The following is a 25,198-nucleotide window of genomic DNA, read 5'->3' on the forward strand; positions in this document are numbered from 1 at the left end:
CGATCAACAATGTCTAAAAATAGCAAGATTTATTAACATTGGATTTCTTTCATTATTAGTAATATAATTCGATATGGAAAGTAAAACTAGATTTCTGACAATCATAACATAATATGCTTCATAAACGCAAAGCCAAATAATTCATAATTTGTCCAATCCTGCTCTCATAATAATATTTGTAATTGGTTTGTAATTTCTTCTCTGGCAAACGATTTTGTTCATCATAAATAAGCTTTTCATGTTCCAATGTTTCCTCAACAGTAAATCTAAAGCCAATAATCTTAGCAGGATTACCAACCACAATACTATATGGTGGAATATTTTGGTCTCGTACAACTGTCCCTGCACCAATTATAGCACCACGACCAATATGTGCACCTGATAACAACATAACACCAGCACCAATCCAGACATCCTCCTCTACTATAATATCTTTCTCTAATAAATTACTGTTCCCAGCTTTACCAAATACTTCCCCTATTTTCGATTGATGTTGACCTGTTATAGCAGTTAACCCTTCAGCAACAATAGAATTTTCTTTTATTACCAATTTACCACCAGTAATATACAAAACACTACGGTAATCAATATATGCATAATCATGCAAAAAAATATTCTCTCTTTTACCCAAAAGAGTAGGAGGCAAATAATGTGAGTTTACTCCACATTTCCCCAAACAATCATTACGTGTCGAAAAATATTCATAATTAAGGATTCTCAACCCTCTAATGATTGCATTCCATTTTCCTATAATTTTTTTAAGCATAGACTTACAATCTTTTCTTCTTAAATCTTTCAGAATACTCCGATTCGGTCATTAAAATTACTTTAGCAGGAATTTTATATCTATCAAGTTTACCATTACAAAACTGTACTATTTGCTTTTTTGCCTCTGAAGGCTTCAATGGCTCCTTAAAAAGAACTTTTGCAACTACTATCATTCCTGTAATAAAGTTTTTTTCACCATAAACAATACAATCTACTAAATTCGGTATTTGAAATAATACTGACTCTACTTCAGAAGGCAAAACTTTCTCTCCACCAACATTGATTAACTCTTTGCTACGTCCAACTATTTTTATATAACCATCACTTGCTTCTTCTACCAAATCTCCTGTCTTAAACCATCCATCCTCGGTAAATCGTTCCATTGATGAATTTAGATATCCCATGACTTGAGTTTTACTACGAATCCATAGTTCACCTTTGACTATTTTTATTTCAGTATTTGGATCATCTATTTTTAAAAATGTACTATCAGATGATCTACTTGTAGTTTGACTAATACCTGTTTCACTCGTCCCAAAAGTTTGAAGAAACTTAACACGAGGAAAAGCTGTTTTTAATTTTAATAGTAAACTATCGGGCATTGGCTCCGTCCCGTAGGTAATCATCCGTAGAGAACTCATATTATAGCCTGAATTTGATTCACTTATCAACATTAAATTTAGGAATGTTGGGGATGCCGGAAGAATGTTAACCTTATATTTTTCTATCAATTCCGCGACATGTTCCGGTTCTCGATGTTCAGGGAAGACCATTGTTACACCCATCGAAAGACAATTTAACAAAGAGTTAAGTCCACCGATATGATCAAACATTAAGAAAATCAAAAATACAATGTTCTTGCCACGTTTCCCTTTATATGAGTCAACCAAATTATCGAGATTGTGAATCATCGCTTTTGGTGCTCCTGTAGAACCGCTACTAAAAAGAATAAGACCTGAATGATGATACTCCTGAAGCCTTATCACAAGAGGATGATCTTCGGTTTTCTCTGTTGTTTTATATATATTGAGCTTATCATCTATTTCAATACGATAATCACTATTTGCGACACGAATTCGGTCGACTATCTCTTGATTAATCTTTGTAGTAATTGGCACAATGATATTTCGATTCTCATACAATGCCAAAAAAAGCGCAATAGACTGAAAACTATAATCCGAAATTATTGAAACAATTTCCCCTCGATTGATTTGTTTACTAATTATTATATAATAATCCTCAATTTGTTCCACAAGTGCTTCATAAGTATATTCCTTTCCTTTGAAAATAATAGCATTCTTACTACCATCTTCTTTCATCTTTTCAACCAACCAATTCATAACAAACTCTTTTTTACAATTAAAATACGCCACCTAAATAAATTATTTGCCCTGTTATAAATTCACTCTCAGGACGAATAAAAAAATCTACGACATTTTTAACATCCTCAAAATTCCCAAGTCGCTTGATACATTGACGACTTTTCAGTTCTTCAATTTTATTTTCTGGAACATTTTTGATTAAATCAGTATCAATCGGAGTGGGACCAATAGTGTTAACAGTTACGCCACTTTCACCAATTTCACCAGCAAGCACTCTAGTTAACTGTTCTATTGCAGCCTTTGATGAAGAATAAACCAGTTCTCCTTGTAAATTAAGTGCAACAGCTACTGTTGAATAATTTACGATACGACCATTTTTCTGTCTTATCATGAACTTCGCACACTCACGGGACATTAAAAATGTACCCATAAAATTTGTATTAAATACCCTCTCTGCAGTCGTTTTTGGGGTCAACAGAATATGATTCATTGAGGCTATTCCAGCATTATTAATCAGTATATCAATTCGTTTTTGTTCTTTGTAAACATTACGAACAAAAGCTATCACAGCAGGTTCATCTGAAACATCAAGACGGGTATGATGATAATTTTCATGGTTGATTTCACATTCACGACGACTACACCCATATACAATGTCACCCTCGTTTAAATATTTCTCTGCTAGGAAATATCCAATTCCTTTCCTAGTTCCAGTAATAATTATAACTCGATTCATTATTCTTCCAAGCCCAATTGGCGAGCAATAAAGTTACACAATGATCCAATTGTTCGAAAAGGGCTTATACGACCAGACATTGCCGTTTCGGAAGTCAGTGAAATTTCTATATCTTCATCTAGGAAAGCCGTTTCAATATCCACAACGATATTTACAAGTCCCATAGAATCGAGAATACGAGCACTACCAATAAGAGGTGTATCTTTATCCAAGTCTTTTATTACCAAACCATTTGTAGCGCAATACTCTTGAATGACATTGATTACAATGTAGTTAATTTGATTTTTATCCATATTTTTTTGAATTTATATTATAATAAAAATATCCCATTAATCCAATACTATTCATCATGTTCTATAACTTACTAACATTTAACAGACTATCTTCCTCTAATATTATGTAATACAAACAAAACATTTTACAAACGTTTCCTAGTATGCATTCTTCTCTCCCATAATCACATTTGCTATAGTCTTGTAAATGATATATAAATCAAGCAATATTGTCCAATGCTCCATATACCAAATATCAGCCTTAACTCGTCCTTCCATTTGTGACAATTCTTTAGTCTCACCACGGAATCCATGCGTTTGTGCCCATCCAGTTACTCCAGGTTTTATAAAATGCCGTACCATATATTTATCAATCAGTCGTGCATAAGTTTCTGTATGAGCCAACATATGAGGACGGGGTCCCACTATTGACATATCCCCCTTAAAAACATTAATAAACTGTGGAAGTTCATCAAGATTAGAACGTCGGAGAAAGTCCCCAAATCGAGTCTTTCGAGGATCATTAGCCGTTGCCTGTTTACTATCAGCTTCCTCATTTACCTTCATAGAGCGAAATTTATAACATTTGAATTCCACTCCATTTAAACCAGTTCGCATTTGTTTAAAGAATATAGGACCAGGAGAAGTCAATTTTATAATACTTCCCACAATAAAGTAAATAAAAGGAAAAATAGTAATCAGGAAAATTCCTGATAATACAATATCAAATATCCGTTTTAGTACACGGTTTTCCATTTTACTTAAAGGTTCATATCGCAAATTCAGAATTGGCATATTACCAACCATACTGTGCCAGATACGCCGAGGGAACCCTTTACATACATTAGGAACACCATGAAAATAAAGCAAATGATTCTCACAATAATTCATTATGGAAAAATTATAACGTCCCTGATCCATTGATAATGAACAGAAAACGTGCTTTATTCCTGTTTTCACAGACATAAAATCGGCAAAACTGTCAGGACTGCCCAAATAAGGACATTGAGACGAAAGAGTATCATTAGGACAAATATCGAAATAGCCTACGACTTCATAAATAGATGCCAAAGAACTTTCCATTTCCTCATATAACATCTGCATATTATTGCCTCCACCTATAAAAACAGCACAACGTTTATGCTTACCTTTAGCGCAATAACCAATCAATGAACGACGAATAATAATACGATAAATACATAAAACGACAAAGAGAATAAAAAAATAATTAACAAAAAAGAGAGGAGAAAGAATAGAAATTCCACTAAAAGTCATAATACATGCCCAAAAGACAGAAAATGCTATTATATTCTTAAATACACGCAAAACAAGCTGATCCGCACGAATTTCTCTACTACTCCAAGCTTTTCCGCGAGATGCAGAACAAGCTAAATAACAGAGACTAAGTGAAGTCATCATCAAAGAAGCAGTACAAGAAAAAGGTGAATATATGAATATTTTTTCCCAAAAGGAAAGGAGCTGGAACAAACAAAAATTCAGAATGATCAGATCTCCTAAAACTACAATGAGTTCTACTACTTTATTTATTTGATTAGTTGATGCCATATCACTCCACTAATGACTTTAAATCTACATATTTTTAAACTCACTCAAGAAATCTTTTCCGAATAAATTCCAAGATATGACAATACATACAGATAAAAAGACAAAAGCCAAAACATATATTTTTTTACTGATTCCCGAAGGTAGCAATGGAACTACTGCAGGTTCTAGGACAGCAAATACAGGCTTTTCCTCCTGAATTTTAGCTCTGGCAACCTGAAGTTGGCTTGCCACCTGACTGTACATTTGATAGGCCAAACCCATATCGCTCTGTAACCTTTCCTGTTCTGTTCGGACACTCTGCAATATGATATTATCATGAGAATCCAGATAATCAGCATATTTTTTCTGGGCAGTATAGTACTCTTGTTGACGTTCCTTGAATAGTTTCTCCAAATAGATACAATCCTCTTTTGCTTTGGAAGTACGATAGCCTATGATATACTCCTGCAACTTCTTCACAACAGAATCAGCAACTACAGCAGCTACTCTAGGATTTTGTAAAGTCACAGTTACGGAAGTCATATATGTATTCTTATCTACAGTAGCAGTAATCTTTTTTTTCAACATACCAATCCGCTTCAACTCTTTTTTAGATAACTCAATTGTACCTTGATGGACTCCACTAAAAGCCATTGATTCATCATCTTTTTCGGTAAACAAAGACTTTATTCCCCCAATTACCATACTCGGAAATCCGATTATATAGTTCCACCAAGGAGATGATTCTTCATCTAAATAAGTATTCAAAGTCATATTTTCATCTTTCGACACAGGTATTTTCATTGTAGAAAGTTCCAATAAAAAAGGAGTAGAAGATACTATATCGGCAGACAAAGAAGCATTCAAAGCATCAGTACCTTCACTCATAGTAGCCCCACTCCCCAAGAAAGAGGCCGCTAACCCTGACAAGCCACCACCTTTAACATTACCCATCTCTGGAGAAAGAGTTACTTCAACCGTATACTTTTTAGGAATACTTATTGCAATGATAATACCAATCACCAAACCTATGCCAGCAGCCTTATAGATTGCTTTACGAATAGCAATAATCTTACGAAAAATATCCATCAGACTAATTTCTATCTCTTCATCCGTATGGTTATTCTGTCTCTGTTTCATTTCTTTTCCAAGTTCTTCTTCTAGCAGAGTAGCCATAAGAAGTATTCGTTATTTTTTTATTAAATTAGCTATAGAAGCAACCATCACTCCTAATGTGCTGAATGTAGTAGCGTAACCTAGAATATTACCCATATTAGTCTTCTTCTTAGCTTTACTTGGTATAATTATCTCGCAACCCGGTTCAATTTGCTTCTTACCACTACCTTTCACTTTAGTTACCTGACCATTCATATAAACGATGAATTTCTTACTCTTCTTCGCATTTTCAGAATAACCTCCTGCTTGATTCAGGTAATAATCTATATTCTTTCCTTCCATATAAGAAACCGTATTCGGAACCATCACAGCGCCATTGATTGTAACCGTATTATTGTTTTTCGGAATAGAAATTACATCACCTTCACGCAAGACAATATCTGCTGTACTTCCAGGATTCGCAAGTGCCTTTTCCAAATCAATGCCGACTGTAAAATGGTCTTCTACACGAACCCCCAAAGAATCCATCATAACCTCACCCAACTGTCTGCTCATCAAGCGGATCACATCACCCATGCGTTTCTTTTCACTTGCATTGGCGACACGAGTCAATTTGGCACCACGTAAGTAGGCATAATTCGTTGCACCTCCAGCTTTATTGATCAAGTCCGAAAGACGTTCTTCACGACTGGTCATTGCATAAGAGCCTCCGAACAGAATTTCACCTTCAACAATCACATTCTGTTGAGCCTGATAACCCGGACTACGACGTACATAAACTTCATCATAAGGTTGAAGGACAAAGCCGGGAGTTCCATCTACAATAAAACCTTCTTTTAGGGAGAATGTATATATCTGACCGATAGTATCGTTATCCACTGTACTACGAGGATTCTTAATCCTACGGGATACATCTACACGGACTACAGAAGCGGCTTCACGCAATCCACCTGCTTGAATGATCAAGTCTTCAAGGGTCATGTTATCCGCATAAGGATAAGAATCAGGTTTGGCTACTTCACCATGGATTACGACGTTGCCTCTGTCTTCCAGGTCATGAATACTAGGAATATAAAGGATATCGTTTTTCATCAGGATGATGTTTTGGGAAGTACCGTCCATGATAGCTTTAATGTCTACTGGAACAACTTCGGTAGTCAAGTCCTCACGCTGGCGGTAGAGAACGGCACGGTTCAAGAAGGCATCACCGGTCAGGCCTTGAGCTTCGTTTACCAGTTCACGGACTGTATTCAGTTTTCCATTCAACTGGTAGATGCCGGGACGATAAACGGCTCCACGGATTTCAAGTTTGTTGATGAAGCGGTTAAGGATGGCTTCGGCGGTCACAACATCACCGTTTCGCATTTTATAGACACTATAGTCAAGGTCTTTGACTGTGTTTACTTCATATTCCTGTCCATTCTGGCGTACGACACGTAAGGAACGGGTATAGGCGTCAGCTTCAAAGCCACCGGCATAGCTGATAAGAGTGGATAGGCTTTCATCCTTTTTCATTTCGAAACGCATTGGGCGTTTCACTTTTCCGTCGATCTTAACCAATACGTCATAGGCGGGGACTATTACTACATCCCCTTCCTGAAGCCGGATGTCATCCTGAATGTTTCCTTTCATGATAAATTGGTAGACATCGATCGTGGCGATATTTTTGCCGTTACGTACCAGCTGGACATTGCGAAGGCTTCCTATGTCACTGACTCCACCCGCACGGTAAAGTGCATGGAAAACTGTGGCAAAAGAAGAGAGGGAGTAAGTACCCGGTTGGACAACCTCACCCATTACATTGATCTGGATAGTACGTATGCTGCCCAAAGTCAGACGGATGTCAGAGGTGGGATCATTCGCATTATTAAGACCATTATATATCTTGTTTAATGTCTTTTTGAGATAGTCATTGGCTTCAGCAATAGTTAGTCCGTTCAGGTTGACAGGACCAATTTTCTGAATGTTGATCGTGCCGTCAGGAGAAATATGTTGGCGGATAGTGTTCTGGCTGGCTCCCCAGATGTCGATAATCACTTCATCACCGGGACCAAGACGATAATTTAAAGGAGTGGCGATGTTGACGCTCGGTTCAAAAGTCAGGTTACGGGTGTTGAAAATATTTCGTCCGAAAACCTGATTGCCACGTGCGAGGTCTTGAGTGCTCGGATGGTCTTCCAGCATATCGGAAGTGTTTTCTTTCATTTCCTCACGAAGGCGTGATTCATTGACATCGGTACCCGTTGCATTGGAAGCATTAACATTGTTTTGTTGTTCATATAGTTGCTTCACACGAGTTGCCTGTTCTTTGGTCACACCTCTACGTGCCAGTTCAGAAGCTAGTTGTTTCTGTTCTTTACCCTGGCGGATGCCATCCTTTACATATTCAAGAACTTGGGAGTCGCTCATGCTTTGAGCCATTAAAGGAGAAAAAACTCCCAGCAACAGAATGAATAGAAATACGTTAAATTTTCTTCGTGTTGTCATTGGTGATTTTTGTGGATTCTACATAACCGATTGGCATATCTACACAAGCACAGCCAAGCATATTTAAACGAACGGCAATCTTACTCTTCCCGCCTACAGTCACAAGTTCGCCAACAAGTCCACTCAAAGGACCTTTTATGACACGAACTTTCTCACCACGCGCTAGTGGAGTATCATTCATACAGACTGCTTCTTCGGAATAATCGAGCATGAAACGGAAACGGGCCATCTGCTCGTCAGGAATAACGGCAGGAGTGCTCTCTCCACGCATCACCATATAACGGCTGACCGTAGAAAATGAAAGGACTTCCATACGTTCTTTTGGATTGACATGTACAAAAACCATCATTGGGAGTAAGACTGTATCAACCATCTTACGACGGTCACTCCATTGATGAATTTGCTGCTGAACGGGAACAAAAGAATCAATTCCCATCTTAGATAAACGCTCGGCAACTTTCTTCTCGTGGTGCATTCGAACGAGTGCTACATACCAGCGTTTTGAGTGTGCTACGCCTTCCCCTGTCCCACTACTAGGCCCGGCATTTACTGATTTCGGTTTCGTTAAAATCATATTTTTTTACCCCATGTTCATCCGTTACTTCTTAGGTAACGGACAACACACATATAGAATACACATCGCTGTGAAAAAAGGAAAAAAATCGATTATGAGGGAATATAAAAGTGGGCACCTAACATTCAATATAAAACATTCTTGAATTTAGGTAATAAAAAGCCTTTGAGCATGAAGATGTTATCCTTCATGTTCAGATAGATTCATGTTGCATATTTTAGAGAAAAAGGAAAAAAAGAAGTTTATTGTTTGTTTGCTATTAATATTTTTACCTATCTTTGTAGCGAATATAATTCCGTTACCTAAGAAGTAACACCAGCATCAAGTCCCTAATCCATAATGCTTTAATAATATCAATCAGAGCGTTTTGAAATTGCAAACGTAAGAATAATTCAATTTATTTACTTTTGTTCTTTCTTCCAATTCAAAACCCTTTAAATATATCTGTGTTGTTTTAATAGATTTGTGTCCCAGTGATTCGCTAATCATTTCGATAGGTACACCTCTGTACTTAGCAGTCGTAGCCCAAGAATGACGAAGCGTATACGACGTGACGGGCGAATGTAGCCTTAATTTTCTGGACAGGCTTTTCAACTCATTATTAAAACGTCTCAAAGCTGACTGATACTCACGATAGGCTCCTTCTTCATTCCGCTTGTACGCTCCGCTTAATATCCGGAAAAGATAATCTGGATAGCCAGAACTCCGGGCGTCAGATTTATTATACAATCCCCCAATTGCATTCTGCGCTGACTCCAGTACTTCTATGCTCATAGGAGTACCGGTCTTGGTACGATTATACTTCAAAAGCCCCCGTTCCAGATTAGACTTTTCCAAATGGGCTAAATCAGAAAAAGGCATTCCACAAAACTGAAATAACAGATTGGCAATGGCCTGCGTCCGACGAAGCTTTTCCGATTGAGGATCTTTGTTTAATAGCATGTGAAGTTCGCCGATCGGGATAGCTTTCTTCTGACGTGTGTCCACCCCGGTAAAAACATCCCGGAACAAACCATGTACATAAGGAGCCTGATGCATATCGACACCACGATTGTAGATACTACGCAACATACGCATATACGTAGAAATCGTATTGGGCTTCAAACGGGAAGCCATCAGATAGTTGCTATACCTCTTTAGAGTTTCACGGTTTATCTTACTAAACGTGATGGATTGAGTTCCACAAAACTGCGAAAAAGAACGAATAGCGTGTTTATACACATGGGCCGTAGAATAACGACCCTCTTGTCGCAAACAATCGATGTAATTGTTTGCACAAATAGTAAATCGATTTTTTTCCATAAATTATAACTTATCTCATACGTGTTATTAAAAACGTGCGGAATATAGTAAGATTATAGATAAAATGAACCACAATTTTAAATTTACTTACTGTTTTAGATAGAATTTCGAATTATTTCTAAAAAAAATAAGTGAAGCCATGCAGTATTTTCAATAACCGTGCATTTAACTTATAAAAGAGGAAAAAAAGAGAAATCAAACCATATATCATTAAAACCTACAACCTGAGCTTAACAAGTGAAGTGGGGAAAAATAAAAAGAGAGAGAGTTTTTTATACAACGTCCCCAAAAACGAGGAATCCCTGCCAATTTTCGAGTTGGCAGGGATTCATTTTTTTTATCTTCAAGAAGATGATCTTTTTACTTGCAGTATTTGGTTATCAATTCATCTGCATTCGGATCACCCAATTCTTTCGCTTTCTTAAAGTTGCCGCAAGCTTCATCTGTCTTCTTCAGCTGTATCTGGCAAAGTCCCAATAAACGGTAAGCCTCACCATATTTGGGATCAGTCTTCAATATATTATTCAAAATCTGAATAGCTTCTTCATACCGTCCTACACGGAGGTTTATAACTGCATGCTCTGCCTGATAGGTGAGGTCTGTCGGATTCATCTCGATGGCCTTGGCAATATCGTCTAAAGCGCGTTGAAACTGACGGGCTTTCAAAGCTGCCTGTTCGCGATAATAATAGAACACGTCGTTCACTTCTCCCTTGACTGCCGTATGGTAAGCATCATAATCGAGCATTGCATTTCTTGCCTGGTCGGCATTCATATTCATCTGCGCACGTTCCAACAAGTATGGAGCAAAGTCGGCTGTAATTGGTTGCGGGCAACGGGCAATACAGCTATCCATTAAGGCCACCACTTCTTTCGGATCCCCTTTCAGCAGTTCCTTCGTTTTGGCAGCACTAAAGAAAGTGGCCGGAGAAGCAATATTGCTGGCATTTACCTTTTCATAAGCAGCCAAAGCACCGGCATAGTCTTGTTGGGCAAACAGTATATCACCTTCCATTTGAGTGTAAATTGGCAGCGGATCAATAGCGATTGCCTGACGGACATTCTTCAAAGCGGTATCATACGTCCAGTCTTTGTAAGTTTTCTCCGGCTTCGATAATTGATAAGCATACATTAGCTTACCTATATTATAATATACATCATCTTTCTTCTGGGCTACTTTCAGAGCCTGATTAAAGTCGGCAACGGCTTTATCATACCAAGTCTGGTCGTCTTTACCTTTAGATGCATAATAATTGGCACGACGGAGATAACCATCTGCATTGGCAGGGAACTGACGGATGAAGTCATCCAACAGCTTTTCATAGTCCTCGCCCGAAAGGCTCGAAGAGGCCATGAACAGATATACTAATGCCTGATCTTCCGTTTCGGGCAAACCTTTCCGGATACCAATGCTTTTCAAGGCAGCGTCTCCCAAAGAAAGAGCACTGATTTTCTGCGACATGGCAAAAGCTGCTCCCGCCGCATAGCAAGTAGTCACCGTATCGATACCGGATGATTTCTGCGCAATACCAAATACCTGACCTTCCGCATTCATCACCGGACAGCTCACCATCTTATCTTTCATATGCATGCTCAATGTATAATAATGGTATTCTCCGGCTACTTTGGAAACATCTTTCACCTTACCATTAACACAAGCAATACTTTTCTGCGTAGAATAAGGAAGCATCCATGCTTCGGCTCCTGCCACCGGGGCTGTTTTGGCAACAATCAGCGCAGGCACTTTCTTCTCGGTGATAGCCACACGGAACTTAATGACATCATACATATCATTCGCTCCAAGTATCAGGCTGACCGGCATCTGCTTGCCTTCGGAAGTAATCACTACCGCACGTTCAGCTCCTTTAAAAAGAGTATAATCTGATAAAGCCAATCCGTCTTCGGACACAAAGAATCCGTTTCCCGTATTCAGCATTTTATCATTCTTGTCATAAGTCACTATTGAGAAGACTGCACGTTTTGCCTTCTCTACCCATTTTGGGGTTTGTGCCATGCTTCCTTGTACCAGAAAGAAAAGCAGCAAAGGTAGAATTAAAATCTTCTTCATATCAGTCATTGTTTCTTTGTTTCACAGCTTCGTAAATCAAGATACCGGCAGCTACAGAGACATTCAAGGATTCGATAGTGCCCAGCATCGGAATTTTCACCCATTCATCACAGAGGGCAAGGTTTTCATAAGAAACTCCTGTATCCTCCGCTCCCATTATGATGCAGAGGGGACCTGTATAATCGGCCTTGGTATAGTCATAATCTCCTTTTTCGGTAGCAGCCACAATGCGGAAACCACTGTCTTTCAGATATTGCAGAGTCGAACGAAGGTTCTGTTCACGGCATACCGGAAGAGTATGTAGTGCTCCTGCCGATGTTTTCACGGCATCAGCATTGACCGACGCACTACCCCGGACAGGAATAATCACAGCATCGACAGCTGCACATTCGCAGGTACGTGCAATCGCCCCGAAATTGCGTACATCAGTCACTCCGTCGAGCATAACAAAAAACGGATTTTTTCCTTGCTCAAACAAGAAAGGAACAAGATCCTCCGCTTTCTGATAAGTCACAGAAGAAATGAAGGCGATCACTCCCTGATGATTTTTCCGGGTAATACGGTTGATACGCTCTACCGGAACACGCTGAACAGGTATCAGCGTACCTTTCAAAGCTGCAAAAAGCTCCTTGGAAAGATCACTTTGAATATCTTTCTTCACGAGGATCTTATCTATCTCTTTTCCAGCCTGAAGGGCTTCTATCACGGCACGAACGCCGAAAATCATTTCACTTTTATCTAACATCTGGTTGATTTTCTATTTTACTATTTACTATTTACTATTCACTATTTATCAGTTGCGGGCAAGCAGGGATTTGGCATTGCTAAGGGCAGCTTCGGTCAGAGTGGCACCACTAAGCATGTGAGCTATTTCCTCTACCCGTTCTTCGTCAGTGAGACGGCGGATATGGCTGTTGGTTTCCGTATCGCTATCTTTCTTGTATACCTTATAATGAGCACGCCCACGGGCAGCAATCTGCGGCAGGTGGGTGATACTGATTACCTGACGGTTGCGATCGCCCATCTCCTGCATCATGTCCGCCATACGGTCGGCTATTTCACCGGAGACTCCAGTATCTATTTCATCAAATACGATAGTCGGCAGCTTGACGGCTCCGGCAATCATTGCCTTGATAGAAAGCATGACACGGGCAATTTCGCCTCCTGAAGCTACGGAAGAGATATTCTGCAAGGTACCGTTCTTATTGGCGGAAAACAGGAAGTTGACTGTATCCTCTCCTTGCAATCCCGGCTCTTTCTTCAGTCCCATTTCTATCTGGAAACGAACATTCGGCATTCCTAATGGAATCAACCGGGCAGCCAGCTGTTTTTCTACTTCACGAGCAGCTTTCGTACGGGCTTTGGTCAGCACTTCTGCCTGTTGTTTCACTTGTTTATATTGTTCCTCTTTGCGAGCAGTCAGTTCGGCGATACGCTCATCATAGGAAGTGATGTCCGACAATTTGCTGCGGTATTCATCCGTTAGCGCTATCAATTCATCAAGGGTTTGTACCCGATGTTTCTGCTGTAAGGAATAAATCAGATTCAACCGTTCATTCACTTCGTCCAGACGAACCGGATTGAATTCAACGGAGTCACTTTGTAAAGAGACTTCGTGCGAAATATCTTTCAGTTCGATATAAGCGCTCTCCATACGTTCGGTAAGTTCCTTGGCCGGCTGATATACTCTTTGCAGATTATTCAGTGTATTCAGACTGTCTTTCAGATAAGAAAGCAAGCCACCTTCATCCGAAGCAAACGACTGCTCCACCCGGTAAAGTCCGGCTTTTATCTCTTCTGCATGACTTAATGTTTCAGCTTCCTGCTCCAGTTCTTCCTGTTCGCCTTCCACCAAACAGGCTTCTTCGAGCTGTTCGAGTTGGAAGCGGATATAATCTTCATCGGAGCGACTTTTCTCTGCCAGTGACACTAATTCAGCGAGTTCGCGATCTGTCTGTTTCCATTCGTCATAACACAGATGATATTTCGCCAATGCAGCGTCATTATGCGCCAGAATATCAAGCACATTCAACTGAAATCCTTCTTTATTAAGCAGCAGATTCTGATGTTGCGAATGTACATCTATCAGCTGTTCGCCCAGCTCTTTCACTTGTGCCAACGAAGCAGGAGTATCGTTGATGAATGCCCGGCTCTTACCGGAAGACTGCACTTCACGACGCAAAATGCACTCTTCATCATATTCCAACTCGTTTTCTTCGAAAAACGGACGCATACCATAGGCAGATATATCGAAACGTGCCTCTATGATACATTTGGAAGCTCCGTGGCGAATCGCTTTCACATCGGCACGCTGTCCTAACAGGAGTCCGATAGCTCCCAGAATAATTGATTTTCCGGCTCCCGTTTCACCTGTTATAACGGAAAAGCCTGTTTCAAAACTGATATCCAGTTTTTCTATCAATGCGTAATTCTGAATGTATAGTGAACGTAACACCTTCTATTTTAATTAAAGATTAAAAATTAAAAACCGGGAGACAGGGTGGCTACCAGACGGTCGATGATGTCTTGGGCTACTTCCGTCTTCGGCTTCAGAGGATAGTCTGTACGACCTTTCCTGTCAATGATACTTATTTTATTGGTATCATGGCGAAAACCGGCTCCAGCATCATTCAACGAATTGAGCACAATAAAGTCGAAGTTTTTGCGTTCGAGCTTTCCTTCGGCATTCTGCTGCTCATTATTGGTTTCGAGGGCAAAGCCAACCAATAACTGATTTTTCCCTTTCAGTGCTCCTAAATTGGCAGCGATGTCTTGTGTTGCCTGAAGATGGAGGGTTAGTTCCTCTTCTTTCTCCCGCTTAATCTTCTTGTCGGCCACTGTTTCCGGACGGTAGTCGGCTACTGCCGCACAAAGAATACCTGCATCAGCATCTGGAAAATAGATCTGTGAAGCCGCATACATTTCTTCTGCTGATTCCACATCTACACGCCGGATACGGGAATGTTTCGTTTTGAGCTGCACAGGACCTGTTATCAATGTCACCTGCGCTCCGCGACGGGCACATTCTTCTGCCAACGCAAATCCCATCTTTCCGGAAGAATAATTGCCTATGAAACGCACCGGGTCAATTTTTTCGTAAGTAGGTCCGGCTGTAATCATCACTTTCTTTCCGGATAGTTCATCACTCGAAGCGAAGAATTCATCCAATACCCGGATGATGTTTTCCGGCTCTTCCATACGTCCCTTTCCTACCAAGTGGCTGGCTAATTCTCCTGTTCCCGGCTCGATAATGTGATTACCGTAGGAACGCAGTATATCCAGATTTTTCTGGGTGGCGGGATGGGCAAACATATCGAGATCCATTGCCGGAGCAACAAACACGGGAGCTTTTGCCGAAAGATAAGTTGTTATGAGCATATTGTCGGCTATTCCATTGGCCATTTTACCGATAGTAGAGGCAGTGGCAGGTGCAATCAATACAGCATCCGCCCACAATCCGAGATCGACGTGGCTATTCCACGTTCCGTCACGCTGGGCAAAAAACTCACTAATGACTGGTTTGCTGGTCAAAGCCGAAAGAGTGATGGGAGTAATAAATTCTTTTCCCGCCGGAGTAATTACGACTTGCACTTCCGCTCCCTGTTTTATCAGTCCACGAATGATATAGCACGCCTTGTACGCGGCAATACTGCCGGTAATTCCAAGAATTATTTTTTTTCCTTTTAGCATTATTTTGTAATCAAATTACTCATTTCACGCAAACGGATTTTTGTCAATGCCGCCTTAGTGTTCAACGTGAAATCACTATTCAAAATCCAACTGTAATATCCGGGATCTTTCTTCAAAACCTCGGCTACAGACATTCCTTTATATTTTCCGAAGTTGAACACTTCCACCCCATTATCATCGTACACCATGCGTCCGGCAAAGTCTACATTCTTGCTGAAACTTGAATAATCTGCCAGGAACGCAATATCATTCTGAAGATCGGAGTAACGGTCGAGCTGTGCTTTCAGCACTTCGTAAGTGGCCCGTGTATCTGCTTCGGCAGTGTGTGCATCTTCCAGATTCTTGTCGCAATAGAATTTATAGGCAGCAGACAAGGTGCGTTGTTCCATTTTGTGGAAGATCACCTGTACGTCTACAAATTTGCGTTTCGTCATATCAATGTCCACTCCGGCGCGAAGGAACTCTTCAGCAAGGACAGGAATATCAAAACGATTGGAATTAAATCCTGCCAAATCGCAACCTTCAATGTCCCTGGCTATGTTTTTCGCCACTTCTTTGAAAGTAGGGCAATCGACTACGTCGGCATCATAAATGCCATGTATAGCAGAAGATGCTTCCGGGATATGCATTTCAGGATTGATACGTAATGTTTTTGCTTCTTCATTTCCATTCGGATATACTTTCAGATAGCAGATTTCAACAATTCGGTCTGTGTTGATATTGGTTCCGGTTGTTTCTAAATCAAAAAAAACAATGGGATTTTTCAGGTTTAATTTCATTTCTAATTATTTTTTCCACCACAGAGTAACACAGAGTTCTACAGAGCAATAAATACATAAAACACTCTGTGGAACTCTGTGTTATTTTGCGGTGATTACTATTAATCATTTAGCATCATCGGCATCAGCAGCATCAGCAGGTCTTCGTTTTCTTCCTGCTCTACCGGGATGATTACTCCGGCACGTGAAGGATCTGCGAGTTCGATGACTACTTCGTCTGCTGAAATATTGTTCAGGATATCGATGAGGAATGTCGATTTGAAACCGATGCTCATTGCTGCACCTGCATACTGGCAAACTTGTGTTTCTTCGGCAGAAGTAGAGAAGTCAATATCTTGTGCGGAAATCACAATCTGGTTTTCCTGCATACGGAGTTTAATCAAACTGCTTGCCTGCGATGAGAAAATAGACACACGACGCAAAGCTCCTACCAACTGTTGACGGTCTACGGTCACTTTGTGCGGGTTGTTCTGCGGAATTACCGAGTTGTAGTTCGGGTAACGTCCTTCAATCAGGCGGCAAACCATCCGGTAGCTTTCGAGCATGAATACAGCATTACGTTCATCGAATTCGATCGTCACTGTGCCTTGTTCTTTCGGCAAAAGATTCTTAAGCAAAGTAGCCGGTTTCTTTGGAAGGATGAAGGCTGCACGCTCGTTACCTTTGGCTGCCAATGTCTTGCAACGCACCAGTTTATGACCGTCTGAAGCAACCATTGTGATGTCTTCTGTGGTAATATCGAAATAAATACCGTTCATCACCGGACGAAGTTCGTCATCGGCAGTAGCAAACACCGAACGGTTGATACCTCCCAAAAGTACACTAGCCTCCATTTCTACACGGACTGCATTATCACCCAGTGTAGCCGATTGCGGGAATTCATCCGCATTCTGCCCCATCAGGCTGTATTTTCCGTTCTGGTACTGCACTGTTATTTCATAATTATCCGGATTGATTTCAAATGTAAGTGGTTGTTCCGGGATTTCTTTCAGTGCATCAAGCAATGTTTTCGCTACTACGGCAAAACGCCCGTTTGTATCGCTTTCATTCACTTCTACGGTAGTCACCATCGTTGTTTCACTGTCGGATACAGTCACAGACAATGTTCCGTCTTCCAATTCGAAGAGGAAACAATCGAGAATTGGCAGCGCATTTTTTGAATTAATCACACGGCTGATGGCCTGTAAATGGCTGGAAAGAGCAGTACTTGAAACGATAAATTTCATATATTTTCGTGTATTTAAGTTTTAAATGTTCTATCGCACAAAGTTACGAAAAAAGATTTGGGCTGCCCAATAAAACAAAAGAAAAAAACAGGCATTGTGTGAGGGATATTACTAAAAAATTGTAACTTCGCCCCAGAATTTAAAATTATCGCAATGGAATTTACAGGAAAAATCATCGCTATCCTCCAGCCCAAAGGAGGAGTTTCAAAAGCTACCGGCAACGAGTGGAAAGCGCAAGAGTTTGTTATCGAAAGTCACGACCAATATCCACGCAAAATGTGCTTCGAAGTATTTGGGGCAGATAAAATAGATCAGTTCAACATTCAAATGGGCGAAGAACTGACTGTTTCATTCGACATCGATTCTAACCAATGGCAAGACCGCTGGTTCAACAGAATCCGTGCATGGAAAGTAGAACGTGTCAGCGTAGGTGCCCCAATGGCTACAGGCGGTTCCGTTCCTCCCGCAGCTCCGTCGGCAATGCCGGAATTTACTCCGGGCGACGCAAAAGACGATCTGCCATTCTAAACCGAAAGTCATTCGTCGGACGAATAAGCATAAAAAAACTCCCGATAGAATTTAATCTGTCGGGAGTTTTTTTATAGAATGATTGTATATAAACCACGATTTTTATTCTGATTTATATTTCAAAACAATATTGGGATATACTACTCCATCGGTACAGGCAAACTGGACAAAGAGTGTAAAATTACGGAAAAAGTCTGCATTGCGCAGGAAGAAATCCGGTACGAAACGGACGTGATTTTCCGATTGCCGGAACACGTGATCGAAATCCGCCATCAGCATAAAATGATATGAATCAGACAGGTGATCCATACCCGTCTGATAAGCCATTGCCCCATTAAGCACTTCCCCTTTATCCAGTTGGCGAATATAATGCGACAGGCTATCCTCATCCGGAGCGAGTAACAAACGTCCGCCATAAAATGCTGCATACACATCCAAAGTCAGTTCAACAAAACTGGTCAGTTGTTTAAACAATGTTGTTTGAGGCAACCGATAGACCAAGTATGCCTTATTTACAGTATAACAAAAAGTAATACGGGGAGTTTTTCTTCCTTCATCTGCCGGAGCAGTATTGACAAAGGCACGAAGCATCCTTTCAGCTTCCGTCACATCTGCCACAGACAGGCTCAAGACTGCCGCTGCATCCTGCAACGTATCTTCACGCTGGAAGAGACAGACAACCAGGTCTTGCCCGGCATTTTCCATCAGATAGCGGGAAAATTCCTTATCTCTATTCTGCACTTCACTCGTGCGGACTGCCCCGTTCTGCTCCTGCGCATTTCCATAAGAAAGCAAAGACGCCCAGTCCGTAATCCCCTGTCTGCTAAAATAGAAAGCAGTGGAGGGTAGTGCTTCACCCGGGAAGCCTTTGACTGATTGCTGCTGGCGAAGTTGGTTTATAAATGCAAAGCAAGTGTCTGCATCATGTGTGATGCCGGAGAAATAGATAAAATCATCTTTCATCTTCATGTCAAATTCCGTCCATCCCATCATCCCTTTCATTCGGGCATAGATTGTGGCGGCCGCTACACTTTTTTTCGGAGCACGCACTCCTGTAAAGGTCGGATCATCCGCCAATGATTTGTCACTCTTATATGCATCAATAACGTTTTCAATCAGTTTTTTCTGAAAACTTAACGCCATAAAATCAGACGTCAGATAGCAGGCTAGAAAATCACCATCTGCCATCGGGTAAATGATTATTTCCTCTCCTTTGTAAACAAACGTTTTCGGTGGATAAAGCGAAGATATATATTTACGCACAAACCTGTTTACCAATTCCTTATCTCCATTTCCCAATCTGCAATAAAGTACCTGGTTCCGTTCGTTATCCGGTTCGTGGAAACTAATCAGCATCTGATTCATTTGCCGACTCAAGCCATGGGGAGTATCTTCCGAGAGGGCATAAAGGCTTTGTTTCAGATAAGAAAAAAGTTTGGATACATAAAGATATTGCTGATTTTTACTACAAGTCAGATCATCGACCTCCGCTACAAACTCGAGCACATCATCGGTAACAAATACGGCTGAAGTGGTGGATGGAACCAGTTCATAAAGATCAAAATCTTTCTGCCCTTCGGCCGCCGACAGTCTAAAAAAAGAGTACAATGCGAAACCTGAGCACAAAAGTACAACAGAAGACGTGATCGCTATTTTCACTATCGTACGAAGTTTCATAATATTCGCTGTTTATCGGCTAGGTGCAAAAATAATAATTTCTACAAAGAAAACAAAACTTTTGCTAAAAATTTCACCGATAATCAAAGATAGATATCCAATCCGTCGAATGCCAGGTGAATATTTTCCGGAAGGCTCTTTTCAACCTCCGCATGCAAGCCCATATCATGACTCATGTGTATAAAGTACGTCTTCTTTGCCTGAATGCGCTGCGCCACTGCCAATGCTTCTTCCAAATTCTGATGAGTAGGATGCGTGGCAATCCGAAGTGCATTCACTACCAAAACATCTATTCCCGCCAATTGTTCATAGGATTCTTCGGGCATGGTCAGCATATCAGTGATATAACCTAATTGCCCGATACGATATCCCAGAATAGGCAATCGACCATGCATCACACGTAAAGGAAGCACCTCCGTGTGGTTAACTGAAAAAGCCTGTCCCACCGAGATTTCCTGCAAAGGAATGTCGGGAACTCCCGGATAACGATGGTCAACAAAACAATAGGGCATACGCAAGCGCAAGCCTTGTGCCACATAATTTTCCGCATAAATAGGCACTGAACCAAACCGGCAAAACGGACGCAAATCGTCCAACCCACCCACATGGTCATAATGTTCATGCGTAATGAGCACACCATCTATCTTCTCAAAAGGAAGACGCAATACCTGTGTCCGGAAATCCGGACCGCAATCTATCAAAATTCGCGCATCATCTGTCTCAACAATAGCAGATGCACGCAATCGGTTATCTTTCGGATCGGTAGAAGTACAAACCGGACATGTACAGCCGATTTGGGGTACTCCCGTCGATGTTCCACTTCCAATGATTCTTACTTTCACTTGTTACTTCTCAATTTATTAAGTTAACTTCCGGGTGGATATCAATGCCGAACTTCTCATGAACAGAGGCTCGGACTGCATCTGAAAGCGCAAGAATATCGCTACCTTTTGCTCCACCAAGATTCACTAACACCAGCGCTTGTTTATCATGTACGGCAGCCGGACCTAAGGCCTTACCTTTCCAGCCGCATTGGTCGATCATCCATCCTGCCGGAATTTTCACCCGATCTTCTGCCAGCTCATAGTAAGGTATCCGGGGATATTCCTGCTGCAGGGCTTCCAGTTTTTCTTTCGGCACAATGGGATTCATAAAGAAGCTGCCGGCATTTCCCATTACCTTCGGGTCGGGCAACTTGCTCTCACGAATATCAATTATCACTTTCCGTACAACAGAAAGCGTCAATGCCGGATATTTTTCAAGCTCCTGACGAATGGTTCCATAATCTAACGTATAATGTTCTTTTTTACTAAGTCGGAAACGGACATAGGTGACAAAAGCCGACTTGTTTTCCGGGCGTTTAAAGATACTGTTGCGGTAGGTATATCCACACTCTTCCACCGAATAAACGCGTTCTTCAGCTTGAATGTTCACCGTTTCCACAGCTGTTATCAGATCTTTCACTTCAACGCCATAAGCTCCGATGTTCTGTACCGCGCTCGCTCCGACCTCACCGGGGATGAGCGACAGGTTCTCCGTTCCATACCATCCATGTTCTACGCAATATGCAACGAAGTCATCCCATACTACTCCCGCTCCCACTCGTACCGACACAGAGTGTTCATCTTCCTCCGTCACTTCGATTCCTTCAATGCGGGAATGGAGTATCAACCCGTCGTAATCTTTGGTAAACAGCAGGTTACTGCCGCCACCAATATGCAAAAAAGGTGTCACAATGGCACCTTGCACAATCAGCTTCTTCAGTTCTTCAACCGAAGAATATTCTAAAAAACGAGCGGCACTGACATCGATGCCGAATGTATTGTAGGGCAAAAGAGAATACATATATTTTTAGTTATAAGTTATACTGTTATAGTGCGTCGTAACCTGTATCAGATACTTGTATCTTCAAACTTATACAATTCCCATTCTCCGGCTTTCCGGCGGAAATAAAGGATATTGGAAAAACCATTTCCGATACCTTTCAACGCCAGGATTTTCGTGGGCGAATCATCGTCATTCCGCTGTCCGTAATTAATATTAGAAAGGCGGTCGACAGGAAGTACCGGTTTGAAGGCAAACCACTGATTAAGATCGAGGGTTGTCTCCAAAATGGAGAAATCATCGTCCGGATCACTGGTTACAAAAGCCAACGGCTCCCGCACACGCTGACTCTGAAAAAGACTATCCGTTGCAAAATGTCCGAAAAACTCAACAAAGTTTTCATTATCACTTTGTTCAATGGGCCGCAGGTTGATTGCCTCCAGTATCCATGCACCTTTGATACGTTCAAAATAGTATCTTTTCACCATTCGTGTTTTCACGAACATCCACTCTACCTGCACAGAAGTGAGGGAGGTATCTCCTACTAGATCCATGTCTTCTTCTCTATCAAACAGCAGTGTATAATAATGCTGCTTGGTAAACAAGTCGTCATGCTTCCAGTTGCGTTCCTCGATGTTTGACTTCTTATCTCCATTGTAGTAGGGCAATGGAAATTTCACACGCTGACGCTGTAACACATCATCGGAAGCAAAATTGTAAATAAAATCATCGAAAGATTCATCCGCCTGTATAGGCTGCGGATCTTCCGGCGATTTATCATGGTGGCTAGAATCGGCTATCTGCCGGACTGAATCCACCTCTTTAGTAATAGATGCGAAGGGGTCAATATTTGTTTTCTTGTTTCCACAAGAGCTCAATATACCGAGCAGTATGACCCCTGCAATTAGTTTTTTCATTATTTCAGTTTCTCTCTTAACTTTTCAAGCATATCCACCGTCATGCTTTCCAAATTGTAGGCCGGCTTCCATCCCCACTCTTCACGAGCACAGGTATCATCCAGACTATCGGGCCAGCTATCGGCTATGCGCTGCTTCAAAGGATCTATATCATAAATCATCTCAAACTGCGGCACATGCTTCTTGATAGCTTGATATATCGTTTCCGGATCGAAACTCATGGAAGCGATATTGAAAGCATTGCGGTGTATCAATCTTGCCGGATCGGCTTCCATCAGTGTGATTGCTGCATTCAGCGCATCCGGCATGTACATCATATCCATTAAAGTGCCTTGCTTAATGGGGCACACAAACTTTTCTCCTTTCACTGCCGAGTAGTAAATATCGACAGCATAATCGGTCGTACCTCCTCCCGGAGGGGTCACATTCGAAATAATGCCCGGAAAACGGACAGCACGGGTATCGACACCGTATTTATTAAAATAGTAATCACTCAATAACTCTGTCGTTACTTTAGTGACTCCATACATGGTACGGGGACGTTGAATGGTGTCCTGCGGTGTTTTCGTGTGAGGCGTACTAGCGCCAAACGAACCGATTGAACTCGGAGTAAACACTGCGCACCCTTGTTCACGTGCCACTTCCAGCACATTCCACAATCCATCGATGCCTATTTTCCAGGCCAGCTTGGGTTTCGACTCGGCAACTACGGACAACAGAGCAGCCAAATTATAAATCGTATCGATGTGATACTCTTTTACTACAGATGTGATCGCTTCTCCGTCCGTTACATCAGCAATAGCCGACGGTCCGGACTCCTTTAATTCCCCTTTAGGTTCTGCACCCGGAATATAACCTGCTACTACATTTGCATTTCCGTAACGTTTCCGTAGCTCCATCGTCAGCTCCGACCCTATCTGTCCGGTAGCTCCAATAATCAAAATGTGTTCCATTTTTTCTTCTGACTTAGAATATCAAGCTTAAATAGTGCGCAAAGTAAGCACTTTTTTTTCAGATTTTAATCAAAAAGACATTGTTATTCCAAGAAAAATTGTGTCCTTTGCAATATAACTTAATCACCCAAACACTATGTACGGTAAAATGCAAGAATATCTCCGCCAAACATTGGCTGAAATTAAGGAAGCCGGACTTTATAAAGAAGAACGACTGATTGAAAGTGCGCAGCAAGCTGCCATCACTGTAAAAGGTAAGGAAGTATTAAACTTCTGCGCAAACAACTATCTAGGATTGTCCAATCATCCCCGATTAATCAAGGCTTCGCAGGAAATGATGAACAACCGTGGATACGGAATGTCATCCGTCCGTTTCATTTGTGGAACACAAGATATACACAAAGAACTGGAAGCTGCCGTCTCGGACTATTTCCAGACTGAAGACACGATTCTGTATGCTGCCTGCTTTGACGCTAACGGCGGTGTATTCGAACCGCTTTTCTCTGAAGAGGATGCCATTATCTCGGACTCGCTAAACCATGCTTCTATCATTGACGGGGTACGTCTTTGCAAAGCAAAACGTTACCGTTATGCCAATGCTGACATGAAAGACTTGGAAAGATGTCTGCAAGAAGCGCAGGCACAACGTTTCCGTATTGTTGTTACGGACGGTGTGTTCTCAATGGATGGCAACGTAGCTCCGATGGATCAGATTTGTGATCTTGCCGAGAAATACGATGCGTTGGTAATGGTGGATGAATCCCACTCTGCCGGTGTGGTAGGTGCCACTGGTCATGGCGTAAGCGAGTTGTATAAGACTCACGGACGTGTAGATATTTATACCGGAACGTTGGGTAAGGCTTTCGGCGGTGCACTGGGAGGATTTACCACCGGTCGTAAAGAGATTATCGATTTGCTCCGTCAACGTAGTCGCCCGTATTTGTTCTCCAACTCATTGGCTCCGGGTATCATCGGTGCAAGTCTTGAAGTTTTCAAGATGCTGAAAGAGAGCAATGCACTGCATGACAAGTTGGTTGAAAATGTAAACTACTTCCGCGATAAGATGACGGCTGCCGGATTTGATATTAAACCGACACAAAGTGCTATCTGTGCTGTTATGCTGTATGATGCGAAGTTATCCCAGATTTACGCTGCACGCATGCAGGAAGAAGGAATCTATGTGACAGGTTTCTACTATCCGGTAGTGCCGAAAGATCAGGCCCGCATCCGTGTACAGATTTCTGCAGGACACGAAAAAGCACATCTTGACAAGTGTATCGCTGCCTTTATCAAGGTAGGTAAAGAGCTCAACGTATTGAAAGCGGAATAACTCCGAAGCAAGGTTTCCTTGCGGAATCTATATTTTAGGCGCAGATTACACGGATTACACGGATCACACAGATTTCACGTATCTT

The 25,198-nt window shown here is 41.4% G+C and carries 22 protein-coding genes; 2 read left to right on the forward strand and 20 right to left on the reverse strand.

Features of this window, described 5'->3' with window-relative positions:
• Positions 1–118 precede the first annotated feature (118 nt).
• The 15 genes from Bovatus_RS25790 to dnaN form a co-directional block, all read right to left on the reverse strand.
• Positions 119–766, reverse strand: a complete 648-nt coding sequence (locus tag Bovatus_RS25790; protein ID WP_004297014.1) for an acyltransferase — start codon at positions 764–766, stop codon at positions 119–121.
• 4 nt (positions 767–770) lie between these two features.
• Positions 771–2,108: an ANL family adenylate-forming protein gene (locus tag Bovatus_RS06765; protein WP_052587870.1), complete on the reverse strand. Its 1,338-nt coding sequence runs from the start codon at positions 2,106–2,108 to the stop codon at positions 771–773.
• Positions 2,109–2,127: 19 nt separating this feature from the next.
• A complete protein-coding gene (locus tag Bovatus_RS06770) occupies positions 2,128–2,826 on the reverse strand; it encodes an SDR family NAD(P)-dependent oxidoreductase (protein ID WP_004297016.1) in 699 nt (232 codons plus the stop codon).
• A complete protein-coding gene (locus Bovatus_RS06775; protein ID WP_004297017.1) occupies positions 2,826–3,119 on the reverse strand; it encodes an acyl carrier protein in 294 nt (97 codons plus the stop codon). The genes Bovatus_RS06770 and Bovatus_RS06775 overlap by 1 nt, the downstream gene beginning before the upstream one ends.
• Before the next feature lie 138 nt (positions 3,120–3,257).
• Positions 3,258–4,664, reverse strand: a complete 1,407-nt coding sequence (locus tag Bovatus_RS06780; protein WP_059365513.1) for an undecaprenyl-phosphate glucose phosphotransferase — start codon at positions 4,662–4,664, stop codon at positions 3,258–3,260.
• A 24-nt stretch (positions 4,665–4,688) separates the two neighbouring features.
• Positions 4,689–5,819 (reverse strand): chain-length determining protein, encoded by a 1,131-nt coding sequence (locus tag Bovatus_RS06785; protein ID WP_004297020.1) that lies wholly within the window; start codon positions 5,817–5,819, stop codon positions 4,689–4,691.
• A 12-nt stretch (positions 5,820–5,831) separates the two neighbouring features.
• Positions 5,832–8,246, reverse strand: coding sequence for an SLBB domain-containing protein (locus tag Bovatus_RS06790; protein WP_004297021.1), 2,415 nt, complete (start codon positions 8,244–8,246; stop codon positions 5,832–5,834).
• The gene (locus Bovatus_RS06795) at positions 8,224–8,820 is read right to left on the reverse strand and encodes a UpxY family transcription antiterminator (protein ID WP_004297022.1); all 597 of its coding nucleotides are present in this window, start codon (positions 8,818–8,820) and stop codon (positions 8,224–8,226) included. Before Bovatus_RS06795 ends, Bovatus_RS06790 begins: the two co-directional genes overlap by 23 nt.
• Before the next feature lie 357 nt (positions 8,821–9,177).
• Complete coding sequence (locus Bovatus_RS06800; RefSeq protein WP_052587871.1) at positions 9,178–10,122, reverse strand: tyrosine-type recombinase/integrase; 945 nt, start codon at positions 10,120–10,122, stop codon at positions 9,178–9,180.
• 360 nt (positions 10,123–10,482) lie between these two features.
• Positions 10,483–12,189, reverse strand: coding sequence for a serine protease (locus Bovatus_RS06805; protein WP_009000042.1), 1,707 nt, complete (start codon positions 12,187–12,189; stop codon positions 10,483–10,485).
• A 1-nt stretch (position 12,190) separates the two neighbouring features.
• Positions 12,191–12,934, reverse strand: coding sequence for a 23S rRNA (guanosine(2251)-2'-O)-methyltransferase RlmB (rlmB, locus tag Bovatus_RS06810; protein ID WP_004297025.1), 744 nt, complete (start codon positions 12,932–12,934; stop codon positions 12,191–12,193).
• 48 nt (positions 12,935–12,982) lie between these two features.
• Positions 12,983–14,644, reverse strand: coding sequence for a DNA repair protein RecN (gene recN, locus Bovatus_RS06815; protein WP_004297026.1), 1,662 nt, complete (start codon positions 14,642–14,644; stop codon positions 12,983–12,985).
• A 26-nt stretch (positions 14,645–14,670) separates the two neighbouring features.
• Entirely contained in the window at positions 14,671–15,879 is a 1,209-nt protein-coding gene (gene coaBC / locus Bovatus_RS06820; RefSeq protein ID WP_004297027.1) for a bifunctional phosphopantothenoylcysteine decarboxylase/phosphopantothenate--cysteine ligase CoaBC, read from the reverse strand.
• A complete protein-coding gene (locus tag Bovatus_RS06825) occupies positions 15,879–16,658 on the reverse strand; it encodes a 3'-5' exonuclease (RefSeq protein ID WP_004297028.1) in 780 nt (259 codons plus the stop codon). Before Bovatus_RS06825 ends, coaBC begins: the two co-directional genes overlap by 1 nt.
• A gap of 101 nt (positions 16,659–16,759) precedes the next feature.
• A complete protein-coding gene (dnaN, locus tag Bovatus_RS06830) occupies positions 16,760–17,884 on the reverse strand; it encodes a DNA polymerase III subunit beta (RefSeq protein WP_004297029.1) in 1,125 nt (374 codons plus the stop codon).
• A gap of 153 nt (positions 17,885–18,037) precedes the next feature.
• On the opposite strand from dnaN, the gene Bovatus_RS06835 reads away from it, so the two are divergent.
• The gene (locus tag Bovatus_RS06835) at positions 18,038–18,412 is read left to right on the forward strand and encodes a DUF3127 domain-containing protein (RefSeq protein WP_004297031.1); all 375 of its coding nucleotides are present in this window, start codon (positions 18,038–18,040) and stop codon (positions 18,410–18,412) included.
• A 102-nt stretch (positions 18,413–18,514) separates the two neighbouring features.
• Here Bovatus_RS06835 and Bovatus_RS06840 read toward each other — a convergent pair whose 3' ends face one another.
• The 5 genes from Bovatus_RS06840 to Bovatus_RS06860 all read right to left on the reverse strand — a co-directional run bounded on the left by Bovatus_RS06840 (position 18,515) and on the right by Bovatus_RS06860 (position 23,783).
• The gene (locus Bovatus_RS06840; protein WP_004297032.1) at positions 18,515–20,089 is read right to left on the reverse strand and encodes a DUF3352 domain-containing protein; all 1,575 of its coding nucleotides are present in this window, start codon (positions 20,087–20,089) and stop codon (positions 18,515–18,517) included.
• An 83-nt stretch (positions 20,090–20,172) separates the two neighbouring features.
• Positions 20,173–20,931: an MBL fold metallo-hydrolase gene (locus tag Bovatus_RS06845; protein WP_004311496.1), complete on the reverse strand. Its 759-nt coding sequence runs from the start codon at positions 20,929–20,931 to the stop codon at positions 20,173–20,175.
• A gap of 10 nt (positions 20,932–20,941) precedes the next feature.
• Positions 20,942–21,934 (reverse strand): UDP-N-acetylmuramate dehydrogenase, encoded by a 993-nt coding sequence (gene murB / locus Bovatus_RS06850; RefSeq protein WP_004297035.1) that lies wholly within the window; start codon positions 21,932–21,934, stop codon positions 20,942–20,944.
• A 47-nt stretch (positions 21,935–21,981) separates the two neighbouring features.
• Complete coding sequence (locus Bovatus_RS06855; RefSeq protein WP_004297036.1) at positions 21,982–22,830, reverse strand: DUF4348 domain-containing protein; 849 nt, start codon at positions 22,828–22,830, stop codon at positions 21,982–21,984.
• A complete protein-coding gene (locus tag Bovatus_RS06860) occupies positions 22,830–23,783 on the reverse strand; it encodes an NAD-dependent epimerase/dehydratase family protein (protein ID WP_004297037.1) in 954 nt (317 codons plus the stop codon). The genes Bovatus_RS06855 and Bovatus_RS06860 overlap by 1 nt, the downstream gene beginning before the upstream one ends.
• Before the next feature lie 136 nt (positions 23,784–23,919).
• Between Bovatus_RS06860 and kbl the strand changes: the two genes are divergently transcribed.
• Entirely contained in the window at positions 23,920–25,113 is a 1,194-nt protein-coding gene (gene kbl, locus Bovatus_RS06865) for a glycine C-acetyltransferase (RefSeq protein WP_004297038.1), read from the forward strand.
• The last annotated feature ends 85 nt before the right edge of the window (positions 25,114–25,198 follow it).

The sequence above is a fragment of the Bacteroides ovatus genome, assembly GCF_001314995.1.
In the GTDB taxonomy this organism is placed as follows: Bacteria; Bacteroidota; Bacteroidia; order Bacteroidales; family Bacteroidaceae; genus Bacteroides; species Bacteroides ovatus.